The organism is Agrobacterium larrymoorei, from assembly GCF_030819275.1.
In the GTDB taxonomy this organism is placed as follows: Bacteria; Pseudomonadota; Alphaproteobacteria; order Rhizobiales; family Rhizobiaceae; genus Agrobacterium; species Agrobacterium larrymoorei_B.
In genome coordinates this window covers 1,581,685-1,602,011 of record NZ_JAUTBL010000001.1, presented here as the reverse complement: position 1 = coordinate 1,602,011, position 20,327 = coordinate 1,581,685, and the positions used below count along the sequence as shown (strand labels likewise).

Here is a 20,327-nt window from a genome sequence, read left to right as displayed (position 1 = left end):
GGATAGGCTTTCATTCGATTGTGATTTTGGATGGAGAACCGCGTCAAGCGTCTTCCCAACGGCCGCTGGTCGCGGAGCGGAAGAGCGCATCGATCGCCTTCATGTTGGCGATCGCGTCGTCGAGCCCGGTCTCGAGTGGCGTGCCGGAGAGCACCGCTTCGGCAAAAGCATCGACCTGTTCTCGGTACTGATCGACAGGCCCGATCACGATCTCTTCGCGACCACCGCCTGCGAGATCCCGCCCGTCGTCAAAGATCAGCATGGTCTGTTGATCCGCCGGTGCATTGAAGGGAATTGGTATTTCCAGACGACCGCGTGTACCCAGGACCGTCACCTTCTGCGTGAGCGACAATTGCGTGGAACAGGTGAAGGCCAGCTGTCGCCACTCCGGAAACACCAGCAGCCCGCTCGTCAACCGATCCGTGCCAAAAACTGGGTCGTTGTCCATCAGCGCAATGGCCCGGAGCGGCTCGGCGTCGAAGAGGAAGCGCGCCGTGTTTACGGCGTAGCAGCCGACGTCGAACAGGCCACCGCCGCCAATATCGGCCTGGTTGCGGACATTCTTGGGGTCATCGAGATAATAGGAAAAGATCGTCTGGATTGCCCGGACATCGCCAAGGCGCCCCTCCGCGACCATTGCCTTCGCCTTCTTCCATTGGGGATGATGACGAACCATGAAGGCTTCTGCGACCGGCAGATTGGCTTTCTTTTGTGCGTCCGCCAATTCCATCGCTTGCGCTGCGTTGAGCGCGATCGGCTTCTCGCACAGCACTGGCTTGCCATGCTCCAAAGCCTTGATCGTCATCGGGACGTGGAGATGATTGGGCAGCGGGTTGTAGATCGCATCAATCTCGGGATCGGCGAGCAGGTCTTCGTAGCTGCCATACGATTTGCCAATACCGAAGCGAGCCGCCATCGCGCTGGCCTTTTCGGCGTCGCGCGAAGCAATGCCAGCGACCCGGCCCAGACGACTGGATTGAATGGCAGGGATGACAGCCTTGGCAGCGATACCTGCGCAGCCGAGTACGCCCCATCTTATTGTTCGTGTCATCTTTTCTTCTCCTGATACTTAGAGCACTTCTGCGAGGAAGCGCTGAAGGCGCGGGCTCTGGGGGTTGTCGAAAATTGCCTCCGGCGTCCCAGCCTCTACCACACGTCCCTCATCCATGAAGACAACCTGATCAGCCACGCGTCGGGCAAATCCCATTTCGTGCGTCACGACAACCATGGTCATGCCTCGCGTGCCTAGATCCGCCATCAGATTGAGGACGCCCTTGACCAGTTCGGGATCGAGCGCGCTCGTCACCTCATCGAAAAGAATGACTTCAGGCTCCATGGCCAGCGCACGCGCGATGGCAACCCGTTGTTGCTGTCCGCCGGAAAGACCGCCCGGGCGGTGGTGCTGACGGCTTGCGAGACCAACATCGGCGAGCCTCGCCTTGGCGATACGCTCTGCTTCCGCTGCGGGTAGACCTTTGATCTTCGTCAGCGACAACATGACGTTTTCCAGCGCCGTGTGATCGGGAAAAAGATTGAAGTGCTGGAAGACCATACCGACGCGACGGCGCAACGTTTCCGGCTTCATGCCGAGAATGCTTTCGCCATCGAGGAGAATATCGCCGCTCTTGGGCTCGACAAGACGGTTGATCCCGCGCAGCAGGGTGGATTTGCCAGAGCCAGAGGGACCGATAATGCAAGTGACGCTGCCCGGCTTCACCGAAAGATCAACGCCCTTCAGCACATCGAGATCGCCATAGGCCATCCCGAGATTGCGCACGTCGAGGCTACCGCCCTTGAAGGCAGTGCCAGTGGCGCGGGACGCGCTGTCGAGTTCGCTCACCTCCTCCAGCCCGCTGGTAATGGTGGCAGGACGCTGTTTGCCGAGACGCAGGCGATTATCGATCGCATTGACCACATGGGTGAGCGGTACGGTCACGATGAGGTAGAAGATGCCAGCCAGCAGCAACGGAGAAAGGTTGCCTGTCACCACCGCCTGATCCTGTCCGACACGGAAGATTTCGCGCTCGGAGGCGAGAAGACCGAGAAAGTAGACAAGGCTCGAATCCTTGACGTTGCCGATGAACTGGTTGACCAGGGCCGGCAGAACGCGCCGCACACCCTGCGGCACGACGATAAGCCGCATGCCCTGGCCGTAGCTCATCGACAAGGCCCGGCACGCTTCCATCTGGCCACGATCGACACTCTGGATACCGGAGCGAAAAATCTCGCCGATATAGGCGCCCGCGATCAGGCTGAGAGCAAGGATGCCGAGCGGATAAGGCGATGGACCGAAAATTTCGCGGCCGATACGGGCAAAACCCTGCCCGATCAACAGAATGGTAACGATAGCCGGCAAGCCGCGGAAAATGTCGGTGTAGAGCCTAGCGGGTATGCGCAGCCACGGCGAGCGGGAAATACCCATGATGGCAAGCACCATGCCAATAATCACGCCCAGCACCGTTGAGGTTGCAGCCAGGATCAGCGTGTTTTTCAGACCAACCGTGATCATGGTCGGCAGCACTTCGGCCATGGCGTTCCAATCGAGGAAGCTGCGGCGCAGGTTTTCAAGCCAGTTCATCAGAAATCCCTAGAGCATGTCGCGCAAACGTGGCCACCGTTTCCCGGTAACAACATGCGACAGAAGAAGGACCTAAAGCGTGCGGAGCAACGTGAGATGATCGCGACCTGCTTTAGAAAGAAAAGCCGGTTCGACCGGCGAAGGCCGAACCGGAAGGTGGCATTACTGCTTGGGAAGATATGCCGCAGGCATGGGCGTTCCCGGGAACCACTTTTCATGGAGCTTCTTCCAGGTTCCGTCCTGCATCGCCTCTTTCAGCGCCTTGTTGATCGCCTCGCGCAGGGCGTCATTGCCCTTGCGGATAACGAAGCCGGCTGGCGCATCGAAGCTTGGAATATTGACGGCGATCTTCAATGCCGGATAGCGGGTGGAATAATCCTTTGCCGCCTCGAAATCGAGGAAATGGGCGTCGACAGTGCCGTTGTTGAGTGCCGACACGGCGGAGTTGTTATCCGGGAATTTCACGAGATCCGTGCCAGCGAAGTTCTTTTCGGCATAGATTTCCTGAAGCGTACCCTGCACGACGCCGAGGCGCTTGCCTTTGAGACCCGCGGCATCCTTGATATCCTCGGGGGTCAGCACACTGAGGAAGCCTGCAAGATAGCCGTCAGAGAAATCGACCGTCTCCTTACGCTTGGCAGTCGTGCCAATCGCGGCGGCAGCAACATCGAAGCGACCGTTGGCCACTGACGGCATCAACGCCGAGAATTCCTGACCCGTGAAGATCACCTGGTCCTTTTTGAAGCCCATGCGCTCGGCAATATTGAGAAACAGCTCGATGTCGAAACCAGTAAAATTGCCGTCCGCCGTGGTGAAAGCATAGGGCTTGGCGTCGCCCATGGTCCCGACGCTGATGGTATTCGCGTCGATAAGGCCGAGCGGATTGTCGGCGAGTGCTGGCGTGGCAGCACCGGCGATCATGCCAAGCGTGAGGGCGATGGCAGTGGCGCGTATCTTGGTCAATGGGGATGTAAAGGCTTCAGTCAGTCGCATTGGCGTCGTGTCCTCTGGGGTTGTTGTTTGCGATGTCTTCAAGGCGCACGGGTCCCATCCGAAAGGCGACGTAAAGTCATCCGTTCCGGCCCATGCAGTTTCGCATGCTGGAAGTCTTTTTATAAATTGATACCGGTCTCTTTTTAAATGAGACCGGTCTCTTTCATTATTGGCAATTGTTATCTTCGCATTTGCCAGTCGTCAAGTTCTCTTGTAAGGCTGTCAATTATGGACAAAACCCCGCCCAAAACCTCTTCCGTCACCGTCGCCGATGTCGCGCGTAAAGCCGGCGTCTCAAAGGCGACGGCTGCGCGCGTTCTCGGCGGCTACGGGACCGTCAGTGACAGGGTGCGTGAAGTGGTGACCGCCGCAGCTCGCGTCCTCGATTATCGAACGAACGAGCTTGCCCGCAGTATGACCACGGGTCGCTCCGGCTCAATCGGTGTTGTTGTCGGAGATATCGAGAACCCGTTCTTCAGCCTCGCTGTTCGCGGTATCACCGATATTGCCCGGCAGGCTGGATTCACAGTCATTCTCAGCAATTCCGGCGAGGACATCGAGGCGGAGAAGGCAGCCATCCGCACTTTGCTGTCCAAACGGGTCGATGGCCTCATCGTCTCCCCGGCGAAGGATGACGACGTCGAGCACCTGCATGAAGCCGTTCGGTCCGGGCTACCGGTGGTTCTGCTTGACCGCGGCAGCGACGCTCTTGATGTCGATACCGTCATCGCCGACGACCGGCATGCCGCGGAAAACATCACCCGGCAGTTGGTTTCGCTTGGTCACCGCCGCATTGCCTATATCACCGCCTGTGACACGCCGGACCATACGTTCCGCAATATTCAGGATATCAGCACCGCCTCAGTCCGGCGGCGAATAGAAGGGTATCTCAGTGTTTGCGAAGAGGCAGGGCTAGACGGCATGGGGCAATTTGTCCGTGTTGGCGCCGTGACGCCCGATCAGACCCGGCGGATTGTCACCGACATGCTTGAATTGCCGCAACGTCCCACGGCCATCATTGCGTCAGACAGCATGATCGCACTCGAGGCGTTCAAGGTGCACCGCCAACTGGGTCTCAGCATACCAGACGACGTATCGCTTGTGTCCTTCCACGATGCCGACTGGACATCGGTAACGTCGCCCCCGGTGACCGTGGTGCGCCAACCTGTCTATGATCTTGGTGCGACGGCAGCCGAACTTCTCGTCAAGCGCTTGAATGGGGCGACAGACAGTGCCCGCAAGGTCGTCCTGAAAACCGAGATCGTCGAGCGCGCCTCTGTGCGAGCGGCACTTTAAGTTTTTCGTCTATTGGACGAGTTGCCCGAAAGATAAAAGAGCGAAAAAGCGTTAGAAGGGTGGCGTAAAGCAACGCCACCCCTCTTATGCGTTTGTCAGGGAAGATCGCGCACCAGCGGTTCACGATCCCAATGACGCTTGGCGCCGACCTTGAGAAAATCGTCAACTGGTACGACACCCTCATCCAGTTCGACATTTGCTTTGTCGAGCAGTGCCTTGGTGGCAGGACAGTAGCCGATCGTTTTGCAGTGACTATAGGCATCCATGAACCACTGGATTGCCGCCGCCTCTTTTGTCAGCTTCTGCGCCGCTTCTGGAGCGAGGATCGATACAACCGCGTCGAACAGGAAGGAAGGCGATCCTGCAAGTTGGCCATCGGCCGGCATCGTACCACCATTAAGTTTGACGCCGCCGACCTTCCTGGCAACAACGAACGGGGTTCCCCCTTGCTGCTTGATCTCGTCCAGGAGTTTGTCGACCGCGCTCTTATTGGACCCGTCATCGACCAGCACCCCGATCTTTCGGCCTTTCAATGTCTCCAGAGCGTTCTTCTGGATCGACAGGGCGTCTGAGACCGGCATGTCGATCGGCTGCTTCTTCGGCGTGGACTTTTCAGGAAGATCGATGCCTAGACCATCCGCGACCCTCTGCGCCAAATCCTCCTCGATGTTACGGAGATTGGACACGACATTTTGCCGAACATGGGCGAGCTGCACTTTGGAAAGTTCGAAAACGATCGCAGAGACAATGTGCGTTCTCTCGGTCTCTGTCTGCGACAGATAGAACATGCGAGCCTGGCTATAATGATCGGCAAAAAGTTCGTCGCGCTGGCGAAGTTTCTGTGCCGGATCATTTCGCTCATCATTGGTCTTAAACGTCGAAAAGCCGCTGGCGACGGATGCACGTGGACCGCTGTCTTCACCGGCCTGGCTCAGGCTATTCGGCTCGTAATTGGCTCTCCCCTTCGGAACCAGTGTCTGCATCATGCCGTCGCGCTGGAAGTTATGGAAAGGGCACTTGGGCGCGTTGACCGGAATTTGATGGAAGTTGGTGGTGCCCAGCCGGGACTTCTGCGTGTCGAGGTAGGAGAACAGTCGGCCCTGCAGCAGAGGATCGTTGCTGAAGTCGATACCCGGAATGATATTGCTCGGCAGGAATGCGACCTGCTCGGTCTCGGCAAAGAAGTTGTCGACGTTCCTGTTGAGCGTCATACGACCGATGATCTCGACAGGAATATCCTCCTCCGGAATGAGTTTGGTGGCGTCGAGAACGTCGTAGGGCTGCTTTGCGGCCCAGTCCTCATCAAACACCTGCACGCCAAGATCCCATGACGGGAAGTCGCCCTGATCGATGGATTCAAAAAGGTCGCGGCGCTGGAAATCCGGGTCGGCACCGGCGATCTTCACGGCTTCGTCCCAGGTGGTGGACGCCAATCCAAGATTGGGCTTCCAGTGGAATTTGACGAACTTGCTCTCGCCTTCAGCGTTCACCAGACGGAAGGTGTGAACGCCGAAGCCCTCGATATGGCGGAAGGACCGCGGAATCGTGCGATCCGACATTGCCCACATGATCATGTGCATGGATTCCGGCATCAAGCTGACGAAATCCCAAAATGTATCATGGGCCGAAGCGGCTTGAGGATAACCGCGGTCGGCCTCCATTTTGACGCTGTGGATAAGATCCGGAAACTTGATGGCGTCCTGGATAAAGAAGACCGGGATATTGTTGCCCACCAAATCCCAGTTGCCGCTCTCGGTGTAAAACTTCACCGCAAAGCCTCTGACATCGCGCGGCGTGTCGACGGAGCCAGCGCCACCGGCAACTGTCGAAAAACGGACGAAGACGGGACAGCTCTTTCCTTCTTCCTGGAAGATAGAAGCCTTGGTCAGCTGTGGAATGGCTTTCGTGCATTCGAACACGCCATGCGCGCCAGATCCTCGGGCATGCACGATCCGCTCAGGGATACGCTCATGGTCGAAATGAAAAATCTTCTCGCGAAGGACAAAATCCTCCAGCAGGGTCGGACCTCGGCTGCCTGCTTTAAGGCTGTTCTGGTTATCGGAAATACGATGGCCGAAATTGTCAGTAAGATAAGCCCCGCCGTCCGCACCATCCGCCGTGATCGTCTGCTGCAATTCGTCGCCTTTGCCACGCTGCTCTTCAAAGCTGGCCTGGCCGGAGCCGGGCTTAAGCTCATGTAGAGAATTCTCGGTGCTCGGCGAATGGTCCCCTTGCTTACGCTCGGTCATAGCCAAATCCTTTGTGGTTTGAAGATTGAAAGAACTGCAAGCGTCCCCGCTGCAGAGGCGTTGGCGGAGCCAAGCTAAAGGCTACAATGGACCGAGAGGACGTCGGTTCCACTTCATCAACCGGAAATAAATGCGATTGGTAGCTTTTGTCCCCTACCGTACGGAGCTGCAGCCTGAGAGGAGCGAAGAAGATGCAGCGACCGCGCATCACACCCTCGCGAATAACTAGACGGAAGTAATTTAATTTAAAAATGTGATATATATCACGTACATTTTGATATCCACGTAAATATTTGATATATTCACAACATATAACACAACCCCAAGTGAATCACTGAGAATCCGAAATAATTATCGCTACAATACTGTGATTATATATTGATTCTATAATTATATTAAGGACCACTGATGCTGCGCCTTTATCCAAAGGTTAAACGGGATAACGCCGAAATATCCCGTTTTTTCACTAATGATGGACAGGGTTGACCTATTGTCGAGGCGTAATGAACAAGTTTTCGACGAAATATAAGCGAGTTTTACCTGTGACTGATCGCGTTCGGGGCCGCCGGAAGGCGTTGCGCTCCACCTGAACATCGCCTCTCTCGCATCGCGGCTCGGCGCGCAGTTCATCGACTTCGTGATGACCTTCATCATCGCCCTTATCTGCATCATTGTGCTCTCCTTAAGTGGCGTATTGGAGGAGAGCGCCAGGGCGACGGCGATTACGCTATTAGGGTTCCTGTTGCGAACGCCCTATTACATCCTGTCTGAACTGATCTGGAATGGCCGCACACTCGGAAAACGGATCGCTGGTATTCGCGTCGTAAACGTAGAAGGCCGCCGTCTGACGCCGCATCAGATCGCCACGCGAAACCTCATGAAAGAGGTGGAGATATTCACGCCTGTGGGCCTGATCTTTTCAGAACCGCCTGTCTGGCTGACCTGGATAACCCTCTTCTGGCTCGTCACCGTCGTGGCTGTCATCTTATCCAGCAATCGGCGGCAACGGCTGGGCGATCTCATGGCCGGGACCCTCGTCATTGAAAATCCCCGCTCAGTGCTCCTGCCCGATCTTGCTGCCGCTCCATCCGCCATCAAAGCCAGCCAGGCGGGCTTCGAGTTCAGGCCGGAACATCTGGACGTTTACGGAAGCTATGAGTTGCAGACCCTGGAAGACCTGCTCCGCGATCCAACCACGCGTCTGCGCGACAAGCAGATCATCGAGATCGCCCAGGCGATCATCAAGAAGATCGGTTACCGCGAAGGTGTGACGCCAGGCAAGGAACTGGAGTTTCTAAATGCCTTCTACATCGCACAACGCGAGCATCTTGAAACGTTGCGGCTCTTCGGCAAGCGCCGCGAGAATAAGTTCCACAATGTCGGCAAAGACACCGCTAGCCCTTGAAATCTCGCTCTGTAGCTGAGCGCGTAAACCTAAATTGGAAGACATCGCATCCACATAATACGTAAGGCTGTAAAGATTTTTTTGCAGCGCAACTTCGCCCGGAACTTTTAACGACGTCTTGCGTTGTCGCTGAATATTCAGATTATTTTCAGAGGCATATCGTGGTTCAAGCTCAGAGCGCCGTTTCCGAGAACGAAGCGAAGCAGAACGGCGATCCGCAGGATCGCGAGCTTCAGACAGCAACCGACAGTCAGCAACCAGAGCATGACGACAAGAAGCCATCGGTGATCCGCCGGCATCCCTATTGGGCGGCGATCGTTATTGTTGGCTTGATTGGGCTCGGGATTGCTACCTACTTCGTCTGGCTTATCTATTTCTATCCTTATGAGAGCACGGATGACGCCTTCGTCGATGCGCGCAGTTTCGCGCTTGCGACGAAGGTCTCCGGCTATCTGGAAGACGTCGCCGTCACCGACAATGCCCATGTCGATGCTGGCGCGGTGATCGCCAGAATTGCGCCACGTGATTACCAGATCGCCGTGGATCAGGCTGAGGCCCAGGTGGAAGCGGCCAAAGCATCGATTGTCAATGCGACCGCACAGATAGATGTTGCGTCCGCTGCGATCGAGGAAGCAAAGGCACGCGAGGCTTCATCAAAAGCTGCCTTGCAGTTCGCGACAGACGAGGCCAACCGGCAACGGCAGTTGCAGCAGGGCGGGGCTGGCAGCTTGCAGACATCACAGCAGGCAGAATCGAACCTGCGTCAGGCTCAGGCGGCTTATACGGAAGCCCAGGCCAACATCAGTTCGGCCATGAAGAACAAGGCCGCCGCCGAAGCACAGCGCGCCAGCGCTGAAGCCAGCCTGAAGCAGGCTGAGGCCCAGAAGGAAAGCGCCGACCAGAACCTCGACTATACGACGCTGACTGCCGCACAACCGGGCCGCGTCGTAAAAATCAGTGGCGCAAAGGGGCAATTTGTCCAGGCGGGCCAAGCCATTGCGATGTTCGTGCCGGATGAGATTTGGGTCACGGCTAACTTCAAGGAAACGCAGCTCGCCGATATGCGACCAGGCCAGCCGGTGGAGCTAACGATCGACGCCTATCCGGATCACCTTCTGCACGGCAAGGTCGACTCCGTTCAGCCCGGTTCCGGTACTGCCTTCTCCCTGCTGCCAGCGGAAAACGCCACCGGCAACTATGTAAAGGTAACCCAGCGCGTGCCGGTGAAGATCACCGTCGATAACTGGCCGAAAGATGTCTCCATCGGTCCGGGCATGTCGGTCGTGCCGACCGTAACCGTTCGCCCTAGAGGCTAATCCAGACATCAGGATCGAGGACCGGATATGGCAACCGCGGCAGCGACAGGCGGAACCGGCGAAATGGCGAGTGGCCGCAGCACCAATCCCTGGCTGGTCGCGGTTGTGGTGGCGCTTGCCGTGTTCATGGAGGTGCTCGACACCACCATCGCCAACGTCGCACTGCGCTACATTTCCGGGGGGCTGGCTGTCAGTTCCGACGAAGCCTCATGGGTCGTCACCACCTATCTCGTTTCCAATGCCATAGCACTGATCGCCTCGAGCTTCATTGCCCAGCGTTACGGTCGCAAGCGGTTCTATCTCATTTGCCTTGCCATGTTCACGGTTGCGTCCGTCCTGTGCGGGCTGGCTTGGGACCTGCCCTCTCTCCTCGTCTTTCGCATGATCCAGGGCTTTGCCGGCGGCGGCATGGTGCCGGTGTCGCAATCCATTCTTACCGATGCCTTTCCTCCGGCAAAACGCGGCCAGGCGTTTGCCATCTTCGGCATCGCGGTGGTGGTGGCGCCTGTCGTCGGACCGACGCTCGGCGGCTGGCTTTCCGACAATCTCTCCTGGCATTGGTGTTTCCTGATCAACGGCCCTGTCGGCGTCTTCGCCTTCATGCTCGTTTATTTCCTGGTCAATGACTCCGAAGAACAAAAGAAAAAGCGCGAGGGGATGCGAAAGCGCGGCATTCGTTTCGATATTATCGGCTTCGTGCTGGTCGCGACATTCCTCGGATCGCTGGAACTTACGCTCGACCGCGGCCAGATCGAGGACTGGTTCGACTCGACCTTTATCATCGTCACAGCCACGATTTGCTTTGCGGCACTGGCGGCCTCGATACCCTGGTTACTGACGGCGAAAAATCCGGTGCTCGATGTGCGTCTCATTGCAACGCGGCAGTTCGGCTCGTGCATGATCGTGATGCTGGCGATCGGCGCCATCCTGATCGCCACCACCCAGTTCGTGCCACAGGTGCTGCAGGAGAATTATGGCTATACAGCCACCTGGGCGGGTCTTGCGCTTTCTCCAGGTGGTCTGGTGACCATGTTCATGATGTTCATGGCAGGCCAATTGACGTCCCGCATCCAACCGAAATATCTGATCGCCGTCGGCGCAACCATGGTTGCCCTGTCCATGTACGACCTGACGCGCCTCAGCCCTGACGCCGATTTCAGCTTCTTCGTCTGGTCTCGCTGCATTCTCGGTCTTGGCCTGCCGCTGATCTTCATCCCAATCACCGCCGCCTCTTACGACGGTCTAAGACCCGATCAGACCGATCAGGCATCCGCCCTCATCAACGCAGCCCGCAACACCGGCGGCTCGATCGGCGTCTCAATTGCCTCTAACGTGCTGGCCCATCGCGAACAATGGCACCAGAGCAGGTTGGTCGAGCACGTCACCCCCACCGACCTGGCCTTTCATCAAACGATGCAGAACCTGCAGGGCTTCTTCGCCGAGCGCGGCTCTTCCGCGGTGGACGCCCAAAACCAGGCCATGGCCCTCATCGGTCAGCAGGTCGGAATGCAGGCCAGCTATCTTGCCTATATCGATGTGTTTTTTGTCCTGGCGATCATTTCTCTACTCGCAGTGCCGCTGGCATTGATCCTTCGCAACGTCGATACGAAGGCTGGCGGTGGCGGGATGCATTAAGTCTTTCTGCGACGACGGATTTTAACTCCGCTCGTCGATCAGCCACCCCGTCAACTTACCCACCGTTGCATCGTTACTCTTGGGGCGCATCAACCAATAGCCGCGATCCGGTGCATCAAGGCTCGGACCCGCGGTCACCAAGACACCTGCCTCAAGCAGGGGATCGATCAGGCCGGCCCAGCCAAGTGCGAACCCCTGTTCGCAGATGCTTGCCTGTACGACCATCGCGTAGTTGTTGAAACTGATATCGCCGCCGCTGTGTTCGGCTTCTCGCTCGACGCCGAAATGGGTCAAATAGTCGTTCCAGTCGTACCAATGCGTCTGCGAATTGTTTTCCAGATGGATGAGCTTTCGTCGAGAAAACTCTGAATGGCCCGCAGGCGCAGATTTATTCGCAAGCATGGCAGGCGAGCAGACTGGCGTTACCTTTTCAGAAAGCAGCAAGACAGCCCCCTCACCTGCGTCCTGCTTTGTCCCGAATATGATCATCACATCGCTATCGTGCTTGCCTTGACCCAGCGGATCCTGAGTCGCAACGATCTGGATGTTCATGTCGGGGTTTAGCACGCGAAAACCATGCATGCGGGGGATCAGCCACAGCGACGAGAAGGCGTAGTCGGTGTGCAATCGGATGGTCTGGCGCTCGTCGGTTCTACGCAGCTGTTGCGTCACAAGATCTACGGCGTCGACACTACGCGAGGCAATCTCGAACAACCGCTGCCCTTCTGCTGTCAGTTCGATCCCTCGATGTTTGCGGCGGATCAGGGCAACACCAAGCTCATCCTCCAGCCTGCGGATCTGGTAGCTGACAGCGGGCTGGGTCAGTCTGAGAAATGCCGCAGCCGCCGTCAGGCTGCCACGACGGGCTACCTCGGTGAAGATCCGCATCCAGCCAAGATCAAGCGGTCGCTCTGACATTAAAAATCCTTATGCCAACCATCGAAAAATACCCGCTTCACAGCCAAAAACAATGCTGCGTTCAATAAGTGAGGCTAATAAAAGGGGAACCGCAATGAAGATCGATTCTCGTATACGTCGCATCGCCGCTGGTCTGCTTTTCTCAGTGGCAGCCTTCTCCACTCCACTGCAAGCGGCCGATGATGCGGCGTGCAAGACGGTTCGGCTGAGTGATCCGGGCTGGACCGACATTACCGCGACGAATGGCGTCGCTTCCGTTCTGCTTAATGCGCTTGGCTATGAGGCAGACGTGAAGACCCTGTCGGTTCCCATCGGCTACCAGGCGATGAAGAATGGCGAGATCGACGTCTTCCTCGGCAACTGGATGCCCGCGCAGAAATCCTTCGTCGATGACCTGAACACCGCCAAGGCAGCCGAGGTGATGACGAAGAATCTCGAGGGCGCCAAGTTCACGCTGGCGGTACCAGCCTATATGGCGGAGAAAGGCGTAAAAGACTTCGCCGATCTCGCCAAGCATGCAGGCGAATTCGACAGCAAGATTTACGGCATCGAGCCGGGGGCGCCTGCGAACCAGAATATCCAGAAGATCATCGATGCCAACGATTTCGGTCTCAAAGGCTGGCAGCTTGTGGAATCCGGTGAGCAGGCCATGCTGGCGCAGGTGGAGCGGGCAGGTCGTGACAAGAAGGCTGTCGTCTTCCTCGCATGGGCTCCACATCCGATGAATAAGAAAATCGACATCACCTATCTTTCCGGTGGTGACGCCTATTTCGGTCCGAATTTCGGTGGTGCGGAAGTCTACACACTCGCGCGCACCGGCTGGCCTCAACAGTGCCCGAATGCCGCGAAGCTGTTCAGAAACCTGACATTTAACATCGACATGGAAAACAGTCTTATGGGCTCGATCCTTGATGGGGAAGACGCCAAAGCGGCTGCCACGGCTTGGCTGAAGACAAACTCGAAATCACTGGATGGCTGGCTGCAAGGGGTGACGACTTTGGACGGCAAACCCGGCGAAGACGCCGTCAAGACCAAGCTTGGGCTGTGAACCCGGAACATAGTCAATGCCGCGTCCCAATATTCTCATCCTGATGGCCGACCAGTTCAACGGGACTTTTTTTCCCGATGGACCTGCGGATTTTCTTCACGCGCCTCATCTCAAAGCATTGGCAGAGCGCTCCGTCCGCTTTGCCAACACCTACACGGCAAGCCCGCTTTGCGCGCCCGCCCGTGCGTCCTTCATGTCTGGCCAGTTGCCCAGCCGAACGAGGGTCTATGACAATGCCGCCGAGTTTGCGTCCGACATCCCGACCTACGCGCATCATCTGCGGGCGGCGGGCTACTACACGGGTCTTTCAGGAAAAATGCACTTCGTCGGTCCTGACCAGCTGCACGGCTTTGAGGAACGCCTGACGACGGATATCTATCCGGCGGATTTCGGCTGGACGCCAGATTATACCAAGCCCGGCGAGCGTATCGACTGGTGGTATCACAATCTCGGTTCGGTCACAGGCGCGGGTATTGCCGAGATCACCAACCAGATGGAATATGACGACGAGGTCGCCTACAACGCCACGCGCAAACTCTACGATCTGTCACGCCGCCTCGATGAACGCCCCTGGTGCCTGACTGTCAGTTTCACCCATCCGCATGATCCCTATGTGGCGCGAAGGAAGTTCTGGGACCTCTACGAGGATTGCCCAGCACTCGATCCGCAGTCTGAACCGCTCGCCTTTGAGCATCAGGACCCGCATTCAAGACGCCTGATGGAAGCCTGTGATCACAAGGCGTTCGACATCACCCCCGAGCAAATCCGGCGCGCACGACGCGGATATTTCGCCAATATCTCCTACATTGACGAGAAGGTCGGCGAGATACTGGAAGTCCTCAAGGCAACCCGGATGGATGAGGACACCATCATTCTCTTTTTGTCCGACCATGGCGATATGTTGGGCGAGCGCGGACTGTGGTTCAAGATGTGTTTCTTCGAGGGATCCGCGCGTGTTCCGCTGATGATCGCAGCGCCCGGTTGGACGCCGACGCTTATCGACGCACCTGTGTCGACGCTCGATGTGACGCCGACGCTCTGTGGATTGGCCGGGCTCGACATTACATCTTTGAAGCGTTGGACGGATGGCGAGGACCTTTCCCCATTGGCCGCGGGAACAGGCACGCGTGGTCCGGTGCCAATGGAATATGCGGCCGAGGGCTCGATCGCTCCGCTCGTCGCTCTTCGTGACGGGCGCTACAAGCTGTCGGTCTGCGAAGCCGACCCCCCGCTGCTTTATGATCTTGAGGCAGATCCCGAAGAGCGCACCAATCTTGCCGACGATCCAGCCTTCAGCGACGTCCTGTCCGCGCTTTCCGCAGAGGTTGAAAAACGCTGGGACCTCGACGCTTTCGACGCGGCGGTCCGCGAAAGTCAGGCGCGGCGCTGGGTTGTCTACAAAGCGCTGCGCAATGGCGCCTATTATCCGTGGGATTATCAGCCGCTGCAAAAGGCGTCTGAGCGCTACATGCGCAACCACATGGACCTCAACGTACTAGAGGAGAACCAGCGCTATCCACGCGGAGAGTGAGACATCGCCCGGCAGTGATCTTCCGTCCGAGAAGTGTCCAGGGCCACGCCATCACCATTCTGTTCGTCGTCGCGCATGGCGATGACGAGAAGCAGCGTGTAAAATTCAAGCATAATGGCACTGTATTTTAATAACTTCTAAAATATCTAAAGCGCGCTCGTGAGTAAGAGAGCAAGAAACGTCGCGCTTTTGATTGAATTCATTTTCTACGAAACCCCGAGATGCATCCCCCGCCATCCTGCAGCTTATAGATCGGCTGTGTTGCATTACTGCAAACACGCAGTTATCGCCGTTGTCGAGAATTTAAGCGACAAGCTTCTTCCGGCGTCGTATGATGCTGTGCACCCAACGGATCGTCGCCTCTTGCAGACTGACCGCGGTCAGCAATCGAGGACCGCGTTTGTCAGCTATTTTGAAGAATAACGTAAAGCAGTCGGGCAGTGGCAAGCGCACGATGATATTTGCGCACGGGTATGGGTGCGACCAGCATATGTGGCGAATGGTGGCGCCTGCCTTTTGAGGATCATTTCAACGTGGTCACGTTCGACCACGTCGGCGCAGGAAACTCCGACGTGTCGTCCTATGATCGCCATAGATATTCAAGCCTTGATGCCTATGCTGACGACATTGTCGATATTGGTCATGAACTCGGTCTCACGGACGCCATCATCGTTGGCCATTCCGTAAGCGCCATGATGGGAGCGTTGGCATCCATCAAAGCCCCGGAGATGTTCTCGGACGTCGTGATGGTTGGCCCCTCGCCGCGCTATATCAACGATGGCCCCTACATTGGTGGTTTCGAGCAGGAAGACATCGACGAACTCCTGGCATCGCTTGCCGAAAATCATATCGCCTGGTCCAATGCCATGGCTCCGGCGATCATGGGTAACAGCGGCCGTCCGGAGCTTGCCAGCGAACTCGCCGACAGCTTCTGCCGGATGGACCCTGAAATTGCGCGAACCTTTGCCCGGGTGACGTTTACGTCCGACAATCGGGCAGATTTACCCAAGGTGACGGCGCGAGTGCTTGTCTTGCAATGCCGTGACGACATCATCGCCTCGGAAAATGTCGGGCGATATGTTGCCGATGCGATCCCGCATGCGCAATTCGTCATGCTTGACGCGACCGGGCATTGTCCAAACTTGAGTGCGCCTCAGACCGTGATATCCGCCATAAAGGGTTTTGTGTAATCGACGCATCGCTGCCTCCCGCCCCAGCCATGGATTCTCCCGACGCTCTGTTCGAAAGAGCGCCATGCGGCTATGTCGTGCTGAACTCCAAAGGCGTGATCGCGAGAATAAACCAGACGCTCGCGGAGTGGATCGGCCAAGAGAAAGAAGAGCTACTTGGCAAGCGAATGACGGTATTGCTGACCGTTGCGGGCAACGTCTTTTACGAGACGAATTTTGAGCCAACCCTTCGGCTGCAGGGTTTTTGCGAGGAAATCGCATTCGATCTGAAGACGAAGAGTGGCAAGCGGCTTCCAGTCACGGTGAGCGCCAGGGGCAGACTCGGCGGCGATGATTCAGGCGTTACGCTCGTGACCGTCTTTCGCTCAGTGAAGCGTCGCCAGTTGGAACGAGACCTGCTGCAAGCCAGGCAGGCAGCTGAAAACGCGAAGGAAGAGTTGGCCAACATAAATGCGTCGCTACGCACCAACATCCGCCGAGCGGTTGGTAAAAAGCGCGAAGCGCAACGCGTTCTTCTTGCTGAACAGGAGACCGGAGAATTGCGCGAGCAATTCGTCGCAGTCCTCGGCCACGACCTTCGCAACCCGCTGGCTTCCATCTCAGCGGCAGGACGAGTTCTGGCCGCAGAAGTGACGAGCGATCGCGGCAAACAGGTTCTTCAGCTGATGGCCGGGAGCGTGTCACGCATGTCAGGACTGATTGACAACGTGCTGGATTTTGCTCGTGGCCGGCTCGGCGGCGGCATTCACCTGACGACAAACGCGAACGCGCCCCTGGGTCCCGTCATCGAACACGTGGTTGAGGAGCTGCGATCAAGCGCTCCCGGACGGGAAATCCTTTCGACGTTATCGATACCGCGTCCGGTCAATGCCGACCATGCGCGACTTGGCCAACTCGTGTCAAATCTCGTCGGGAATGCCATCAGTCACGGTGATGCGCAGCACCCGATCTTCGTCGATGCGGTCCTTGCCGATGACGGAACCTTCACATTGTCAGTGACAAATCGAGGAAAAGAAATCCCGCCGGACCGGATGGAGCGATTGTTCGAGCCCTTCGTTCGTGGGGACACTCGAAATGACAAGGGATTGGGACTGGGATTGCATATAGCTTCTCAAATCGCAAAGGCCCATGGAGGGACGCTGTCAGCGACATCCAACGGCGAAGAGACGCGCTTCATCTTTATGATGCCACCTTTCTCGTCCGCCGACGAGGGTTGACCAGGCTCTCCCATGCGAAACCGATCTGATCTTGCTGCTTGGAAGCAAGCGTCAGGAATTACGATTGGTGACACGCATCTGCCAGAACATCACCTGGCTTGTCGAACCATCTGACAACAGTAACGTTTATGCAGACAGCAATGGAGCCCCAGCAATGACAAGATTGCTCGCTGCCCTCATAGTCGTCCTCATATCATCGCAGGTATCCGCCATGAACAGCCTCTCCGAATTGACCTGGAAGAAGCGAGTCGTCATCGTCTTCGGAGATGCAGGCGACGCAAGAGTAGAGCGACAGATAGAGACCCTTACCGATCAACGCTTGGAACTGGAAGAGCGGGACCTTGTCGTAATCCGTGTCGTTGATGATGAAGCCACCGCAGCTTTTGGAAACGCAGCCGAGCCCGATGCGGTAGGGCTGCGGAACGAGGCCGACGTCAAACAAGGAAGCTTTCGGGTCGTCTTGGTCGGAAAGGACGGCGGTATCAAGTTGCGTAGCGAAACCATTGTCCCGGACGTCGATCTGTTCGACCTCATAGACCGAATGCCTATGAGACAGGCGGAACGCGGCTGAGCGATGGCTGGAAAATCTTCCTGCGAGGGGCACGTTCATAGGTTACGGATCGACGGACTGCCTCCCGTAGACGCCGGCTAGCCAAGGTGTGGTCACAATGTTGGACCGTCCTGCGCCATAAGGGGCGACAATCACGGTATCTCTATCCGAGATAAGGCCGTGGGAAATGGGAACGCAGGCATAGCCCGCGCGCCCTGTTCGTCTTGACCAATCGAGGTTTTAGTTGGCCGGGCAGTTTGTGCTACTTTTGTTGCCGCTCATCGAACCTTGGCCGCCAGTGGTGCCAGGCGGGCAGTTGGTGTTGTTGGTGTCACCATTCGGCGTCTGAGAGTTGGTGCCGCCCGAGCCACCTGAACTGGGTGTCGTTGTACCGGGCGCTGTGGTGCTTCCCGAGCCAGACGTACCAGAACCTGTGGGGCCGCCAGTTCCCGCACCTGTGCCTGTACCCCCGTCAGAATTAGAGCCAGCGCCAGCGTCCCCAGACCCTGCGCCGCCATTTCCACCAGATCCGCCACCGGCACCCTGGGCTATAGCTAAAGAAGCAAAACTCAGGGCGAAGACCCTTCCAATCAGAACCTTTTTCATCTGCTTTCCTCCAAGCATCGTTGTTATTGCAAAGGTCCAACAACATGGCGGTGAGCCTGTTCCTAAATATATCTTTCACCGAAGAAGGAACAAAGCCGCTTCGGGATGCCAAGATCGACTGGGTGATGCTCACGCTGTCCCAGCATTGGCAGACACGACCCCTGACCCCGCGATGATGGCCGGACAATGATATCGATGCGGTGCTAATCGGGAGTTGAGTTACACGGGAGCATCTTCTGACGCGCGCAATTCACCGATCGGACACTCTGGCCCGATGCTGGACCGACTGCTGCGACTAAATCCCGCACAAAAATCGCAGCGATAGAGGCGAAGACACTACCCTCTGACCCAAATGCGGACGCTCAACTAATTTTCAGAATTTCGACCATCAATTCAATTGGCTTGTTATCGCCGCCGGAATGTCGATAACGTCGTACACGTCCTTCCCCACCGTGGATTTCGTTGATTGGCGAGTGCGCGGTCTTTGAGAATTATCCTGTGCTCCACTCCTTGCGCCACATCCGCGCCCATCCGCAATTGCTGCTTCTCACCCTGATGATTTTCCTTCAAGGGTCCGCCTATGGCTCGACATTGCCCTATCTCTCGATTACCGCAATTCGAGAATTAGGGATGAGCGACCAGGCCTATTCTGTGCTGGTCTTCGTGACATCGCTGGCTGCAGTGACCATCAGCGTCTCGCTTGGGATTCTCTCCGACCTGATAGGCGACAGGCGCAGGATCATCATGGCGATGGCGTTGATGGGCGTCATTGGCTACGGCGCAATTTTTCTTTTTCCATCGATCCCTGTATTCATTGTGGCAACTGCGGTCGTCATTCCGTTTTTCCAGTCGGTGAGCTCGCTGATTTTTGTGAGTGTTCGCGCTGAAACGGCTGGCCTGCCAAGCCGGGACAGTGCTGCGATCAACGCCACTGTCCGGGCTTTCGTATCCGCCGCCTGGGTCGTGATGCCGGCAGCCGTAGGTTTTGCGTTTGCCAGTTCCGCAAGCATGATGGGCGCCTGGGGCATCGCGGCGCTTTGTGCCCTTCTGATATCTGTTTCCTCTGCTTTTCTGCCAGCGAGACCCGCGCGTGATCGCGTTGCTGGAACATCGCGGACAGGGTTTTTCTCTGCGCTTCGCGAGCTTGCAACGCCGCTTATGCTGGCGCGCGCCGTTTCCATGGCCTTGCTAACCGGCACCATTAGGCTCGCGAGCACCGTCTGGCCATTGATCCTCATTGCCGACCTTGGCGGTGAAACCGGTGATGTCGGTATCGTCGCGGGCCTGATCGCATTATTCGAGATACCCTTCATGCTCATCTGGGCCGGTCTGCTGAAACGATTGGACATTCTCGCCATTCTGGCGATCGGCGGGTTGCTCTATGCCGCCTTCATGGCTGCGCTCACTTTCGCTACGGCTCCATGGCAGCTCTACGCCCTGACCGTCCCCGCAGCAGCAGGCGCCGCCGCCCTGCTCTCCATGCCGCTCACCTATTTTCAGGATCTCTTCCCGGGAAGACCAGGTCTCGGGACCTCGTTCAACCCCATCAATTCCTTCCTCGGAAACGGATTAACCGCGGTCGTCTTCGCTTTGGGAGCGCATCTCTTCGGTTATTCGGGCACGGCTTGGCTCGGTGTTGCCATGGCATTTGCCGGCATCTGCGGGCTTATGATCCTCGAGAAACGACGGCCGCCCGCCACTTGATCTGAAATCGAGCGTCCATTTCGAAAGGAGTTCAGCAGACGGGAAGAGGGATACCGTTGACCATGACGAACCGAACAGGCTGGATTTTTTG

The 20,327-nt window shown here is 57.0% G+C and carries 14 protein-coding genes and 2 pseudogenes; 10 read left to right on the top strand and 6 right to left on the bottom strand.

The window, feature by feature from the left end; all coding sequences use genetic code 11:
• Positions 1–43 precede the first annotated feature (43 nt).
• The 3 genes from QE408_RS07300 to QE408_RS07290 all read right to left on the bottom strand — a co-directional run bounded on the left by QE408_RS07300 (position 44) and on the right by QE408_RS07290 (position 3,571).
• On the bottom strand, positions 44–1,051 hold the full coding sequence (locus tag QE408_RS07300) for a Gfo/Idh/MocA family protein (RefSeq protein WP_306929735.1): 1,008 nt from the start codon (positions 1,049–1,051) through the stop codon (positions 44–46).
• A gap of 18 nt (positions 1,052–1,069) precedes the next feature.
• Positions 1,070–2,578 carry an amino acid ABC transporter permease/ATP-binding protein gene (locus QE408_RS07295; RefSeq protein ID WP_306929733.1) on the bottom strand — a complete coding sequence of 503 codons (1,509 nt, stop codon included), beginning with the start codon at positions 2,576–2,578 and terminating at the stop codon, positions 1,070–1,072.
• A gap of 162 nt (positions 2,579–2,740) precedes the next feature.
• Positions 2,741–3,571: an ABC transporter substrate-binding protein gene (locus QE408_RS07290; protein WP_306929731.1), complete on the bottom strand. Its 831-nt coding sequence runs from the start codon at positions 3,569–3,571 to the stop codon at positions 2,741–2,743.
• Between the two features lie 228 nt (positions 3,572–3,799).
• Here QE408_RS07290 and QE408_RS07285 point away from each other — a divergent pair, with 228 nt between their 5' ends.
• Positions 3,800–4,867 (top strand): LacI family DNA-binding transcriptional regulator, encoded by a 1,068-nt coding sequence (locus QE408_RS07285; RefSeq protein ID WP_306929729.1) that lies wholly within the window; start codon positions 3,800–3,802, stop codon positions 4,865–4,867.
• 95 nt (positions 4,868–4,962) lie between these two features.
• Here the strand turns inward: QE408_RS07285 and QE408_RS07280 are convergent, their stop codons facing one another.
• Entirely contained in the window at positions 4,963–7,116 is a 2,154-nt protein-coding gene (locus tag QE408_RS07280; protein ID WP_306929728.1) for a catalase, read from the bottom strand.
• A 562-nt stretch (positions 7,117–7,678) separates the two neighbouring features.
• On the opposite strand from QE408_RS07280, the pseudogene QE408_RS07275 reads away from it, so the two are divergent.
• From QE408_RS07275 to QE408_RS07265, 3 genes and pseudogenes are all read left to right on the top strand, one after another.
• A pseudogene (locus tag QE408_RS07275) lies at positions 7,679–8,521 on the top strand (RDD family protein); the annotation flags it as partial.
• A 161-nt stretch (positions 8,522–8,682) separates the two neighbouring features.
• Positions 8,683–9,837 (top strand): HlyD family secretion protein, encoded by a 1,155-nt coding sequence (locus QE408_RS07270; RefSeq protein ID WP_306929727.1) that lies wholly within the window; start codon positions 8,683–8,685, stop codon positions 9,835–9,837.
• Between the two features lie 27 nt (positions 9,838–9,864).
• Positions 9,865–11,472, top strand: coding sequence for a DHA2 family efflux MFS transporter permease subunit (locus QE408_RS07265; RefSeq protein WP_306929725.1), 1,608 nt, complete (start codon positions 9,865–9,867; stop codon positions 11,470–11,472).
• Between the two features lie 21 nt (positions 11,473–11,493).
• Here the strand turns inward: QE408_RS07265 and QE408_RS07260 are convergent, their stop codons facing one another.
• A complete protein-coding gene (locus QE408_RS07260) occupies positions 11,494–12,390 on the bottom strand; it encodes a choline sulfate utilization transcriptional regulator (RefSeq protein WP_306929724.1) in 897 nt (298 codons plus the stop codon).
• 94 nt (positions 12,391–12,484) lie between these two features.
• Here QE408_RS07260 and QE408_RS07255 point away from each other — a divergent pair, with 94 nt between their 5' ends.
• The 5 genes and pseudogenes from QE408_RS07255 (at position 12,485) to QE408_RS22970 (ending at position 17,947) form a co-directional block, all read left to right on the top strand.
• Entirely contained in the window at positions 12,485–13,438 is a 954-nt protein-coding gene (locus QE408_RS07255; RefSeq protein WP_306929722.1) for a choline ABC transporter substrate-binding protein, read from the top strand.
• 16 nt (positions 13,439–13,454) lie between these two features.
• Complete coding sequence (gene betC / locus QE408_RS07250) at positions 13,455–14,969, top strand: choline-sulfatase (protein ID WP_306929720.1); 1,515 nt, start codon at positions 13,455–13,457, stop codon at positions 14,967–14,969.
• A gap of 400 nt (positions 14,970–15,369) precedes the next feature.
• A pseudogene (locus QE408_RS07245) lies at positions 15,370–16,159 on the top strand (alpha/beta fold hydrolase).
• Positions 16,102–17,376 (top strand): PAS domain-containing sensor histidine kinase, encoded by a 1,275-nt coding sequence (locus QE408_RS07240; protein WP_373465497.1) that lies wholly within the window; start codon positions 16,102–16,104, stop codon positions 17,374–17,376. Before QE408_RS07245 ends, QE408_RS07240 begins: the two are co-directional and overlap by 58 nt.
• Before the next feature lie 154 nt (positions 17,377–17,530).
• Complete coding sequence (locus QE408_RS22970; protein ID WP_373465518.1) at positions 17,531–17,947, top strand: DUF4174 domain-containing protein; 417 nt, start codon at positions 17,531–17,533, stop codon at positions 17,945–17,947.
• Between the two features lie 219 nt (positions 17,948–18,166).
• On the opposite strand, the gene QE408_RS07230 is transcribed toward QE408_RS22970, so the two are convergent.
• Positions 18,167–18,532 carry a hypothetical protein gene (locus QE408_RS07230; RefSeq protein WP_306929718.1) on the bottom strand — a complete coding sequence of 122 codons (366 nt, stop codon included), beginning with the start codon at positions 18,530–18,532 and terminating at the stop codon, positions 18,167–18,169.
• A gap of 498 nt (positions 18,533–19,030) precedes the next feature.
• Between QE408_RS07230 and QE408_RS07225 the strand changes: the two genes are divergently transcribed.
• Positions 19,031–20,236: an MFS transporter gene (locus tag QE408_RS07225; protein ID WP_306929717.1), complete on the top strand. Its 1,206-nt coding sequence runs from the start codon at positions 19,031–19,033 to the stop codon at positions 20,234–20,236.
• Positions 20,237–20,327 lie beyond the last annotated feature (91 nt).

Coding starts and splice junctions, on each gene's coding strand:
- QE408_RS07290 (WP_306929731.1), bottom strand. CDS start 3,571: ATGCGACTGACTGAAGCCTTTACATCCCCATTGACCAAGATACGCGCC.
- QE408_RS07255 (WP_306929722.1), top strand. CDS start 12,485: ATGAAGATCGATTCTCGTATACGTCGCATCGCCGCTGGTCTGCTTTTC.
- QE408_RS22970 (WP_373465518.1), top strand. CDS start 17,531: ATGACAAGATTGCTCGCTGCCCTCATAGTCGTCCTCATATCATCGCAG.
- QE408_RS07300 (WP_306929735.1), bottom strand. CDS start 1,051: ATGACACGAACAATAAGATGGGGCGTACTCGGCTGCGCAGGTATCGCT.
- betC (WP_306929720.1), top strand. CDS start 13,455: ATGCCGCGTCCCAATATTCTCATCCTGATGGCCGACCAGTTCAACGGG.
- QE408_RS07260 (WP_306929724.1), bottom strand. CDS start 12,390: ATGTCAGAGCGACCGCTTGATCTTGGCTGGATGCGGATCTTCACCGAG.
- QE408_RS07265 (WP_306929725.1), top strand. CDS start 9,865: ATGGCAACCGCGGCAGCGACAGGCGGAACCGGCGAAATGGCGAGTGGC.
- QE408_RS07230 (WP_306929718.1), bottom strand. CDS start 18,532: ATGAAAAAGGTTCTGATTGGAAGGGTCTTCGCCCTGAGTTTTGCTTCT.
- QE408_RS07280 (WP_306929728.1), bottom strand. CDS start 7,116: ATGACCGAGCGTAAGCAAGGGGACCATTCGCCGAGCACCGAGAATTCT.
- QE408_RS07295 (WP_306929733.1), bottom strand. CDS start 2,578: ATGAACTGGCTTGAAAACCTGCGCCGCAGCTTCCTCGATTGGAACGCC.
- QE408_RS07285 (WP_306929729.1), top strand. CDS start 3,800: ATGGACAAAACCCCGCCCAAAACCTCTTCCGTCACCGTCGCCGATGTC.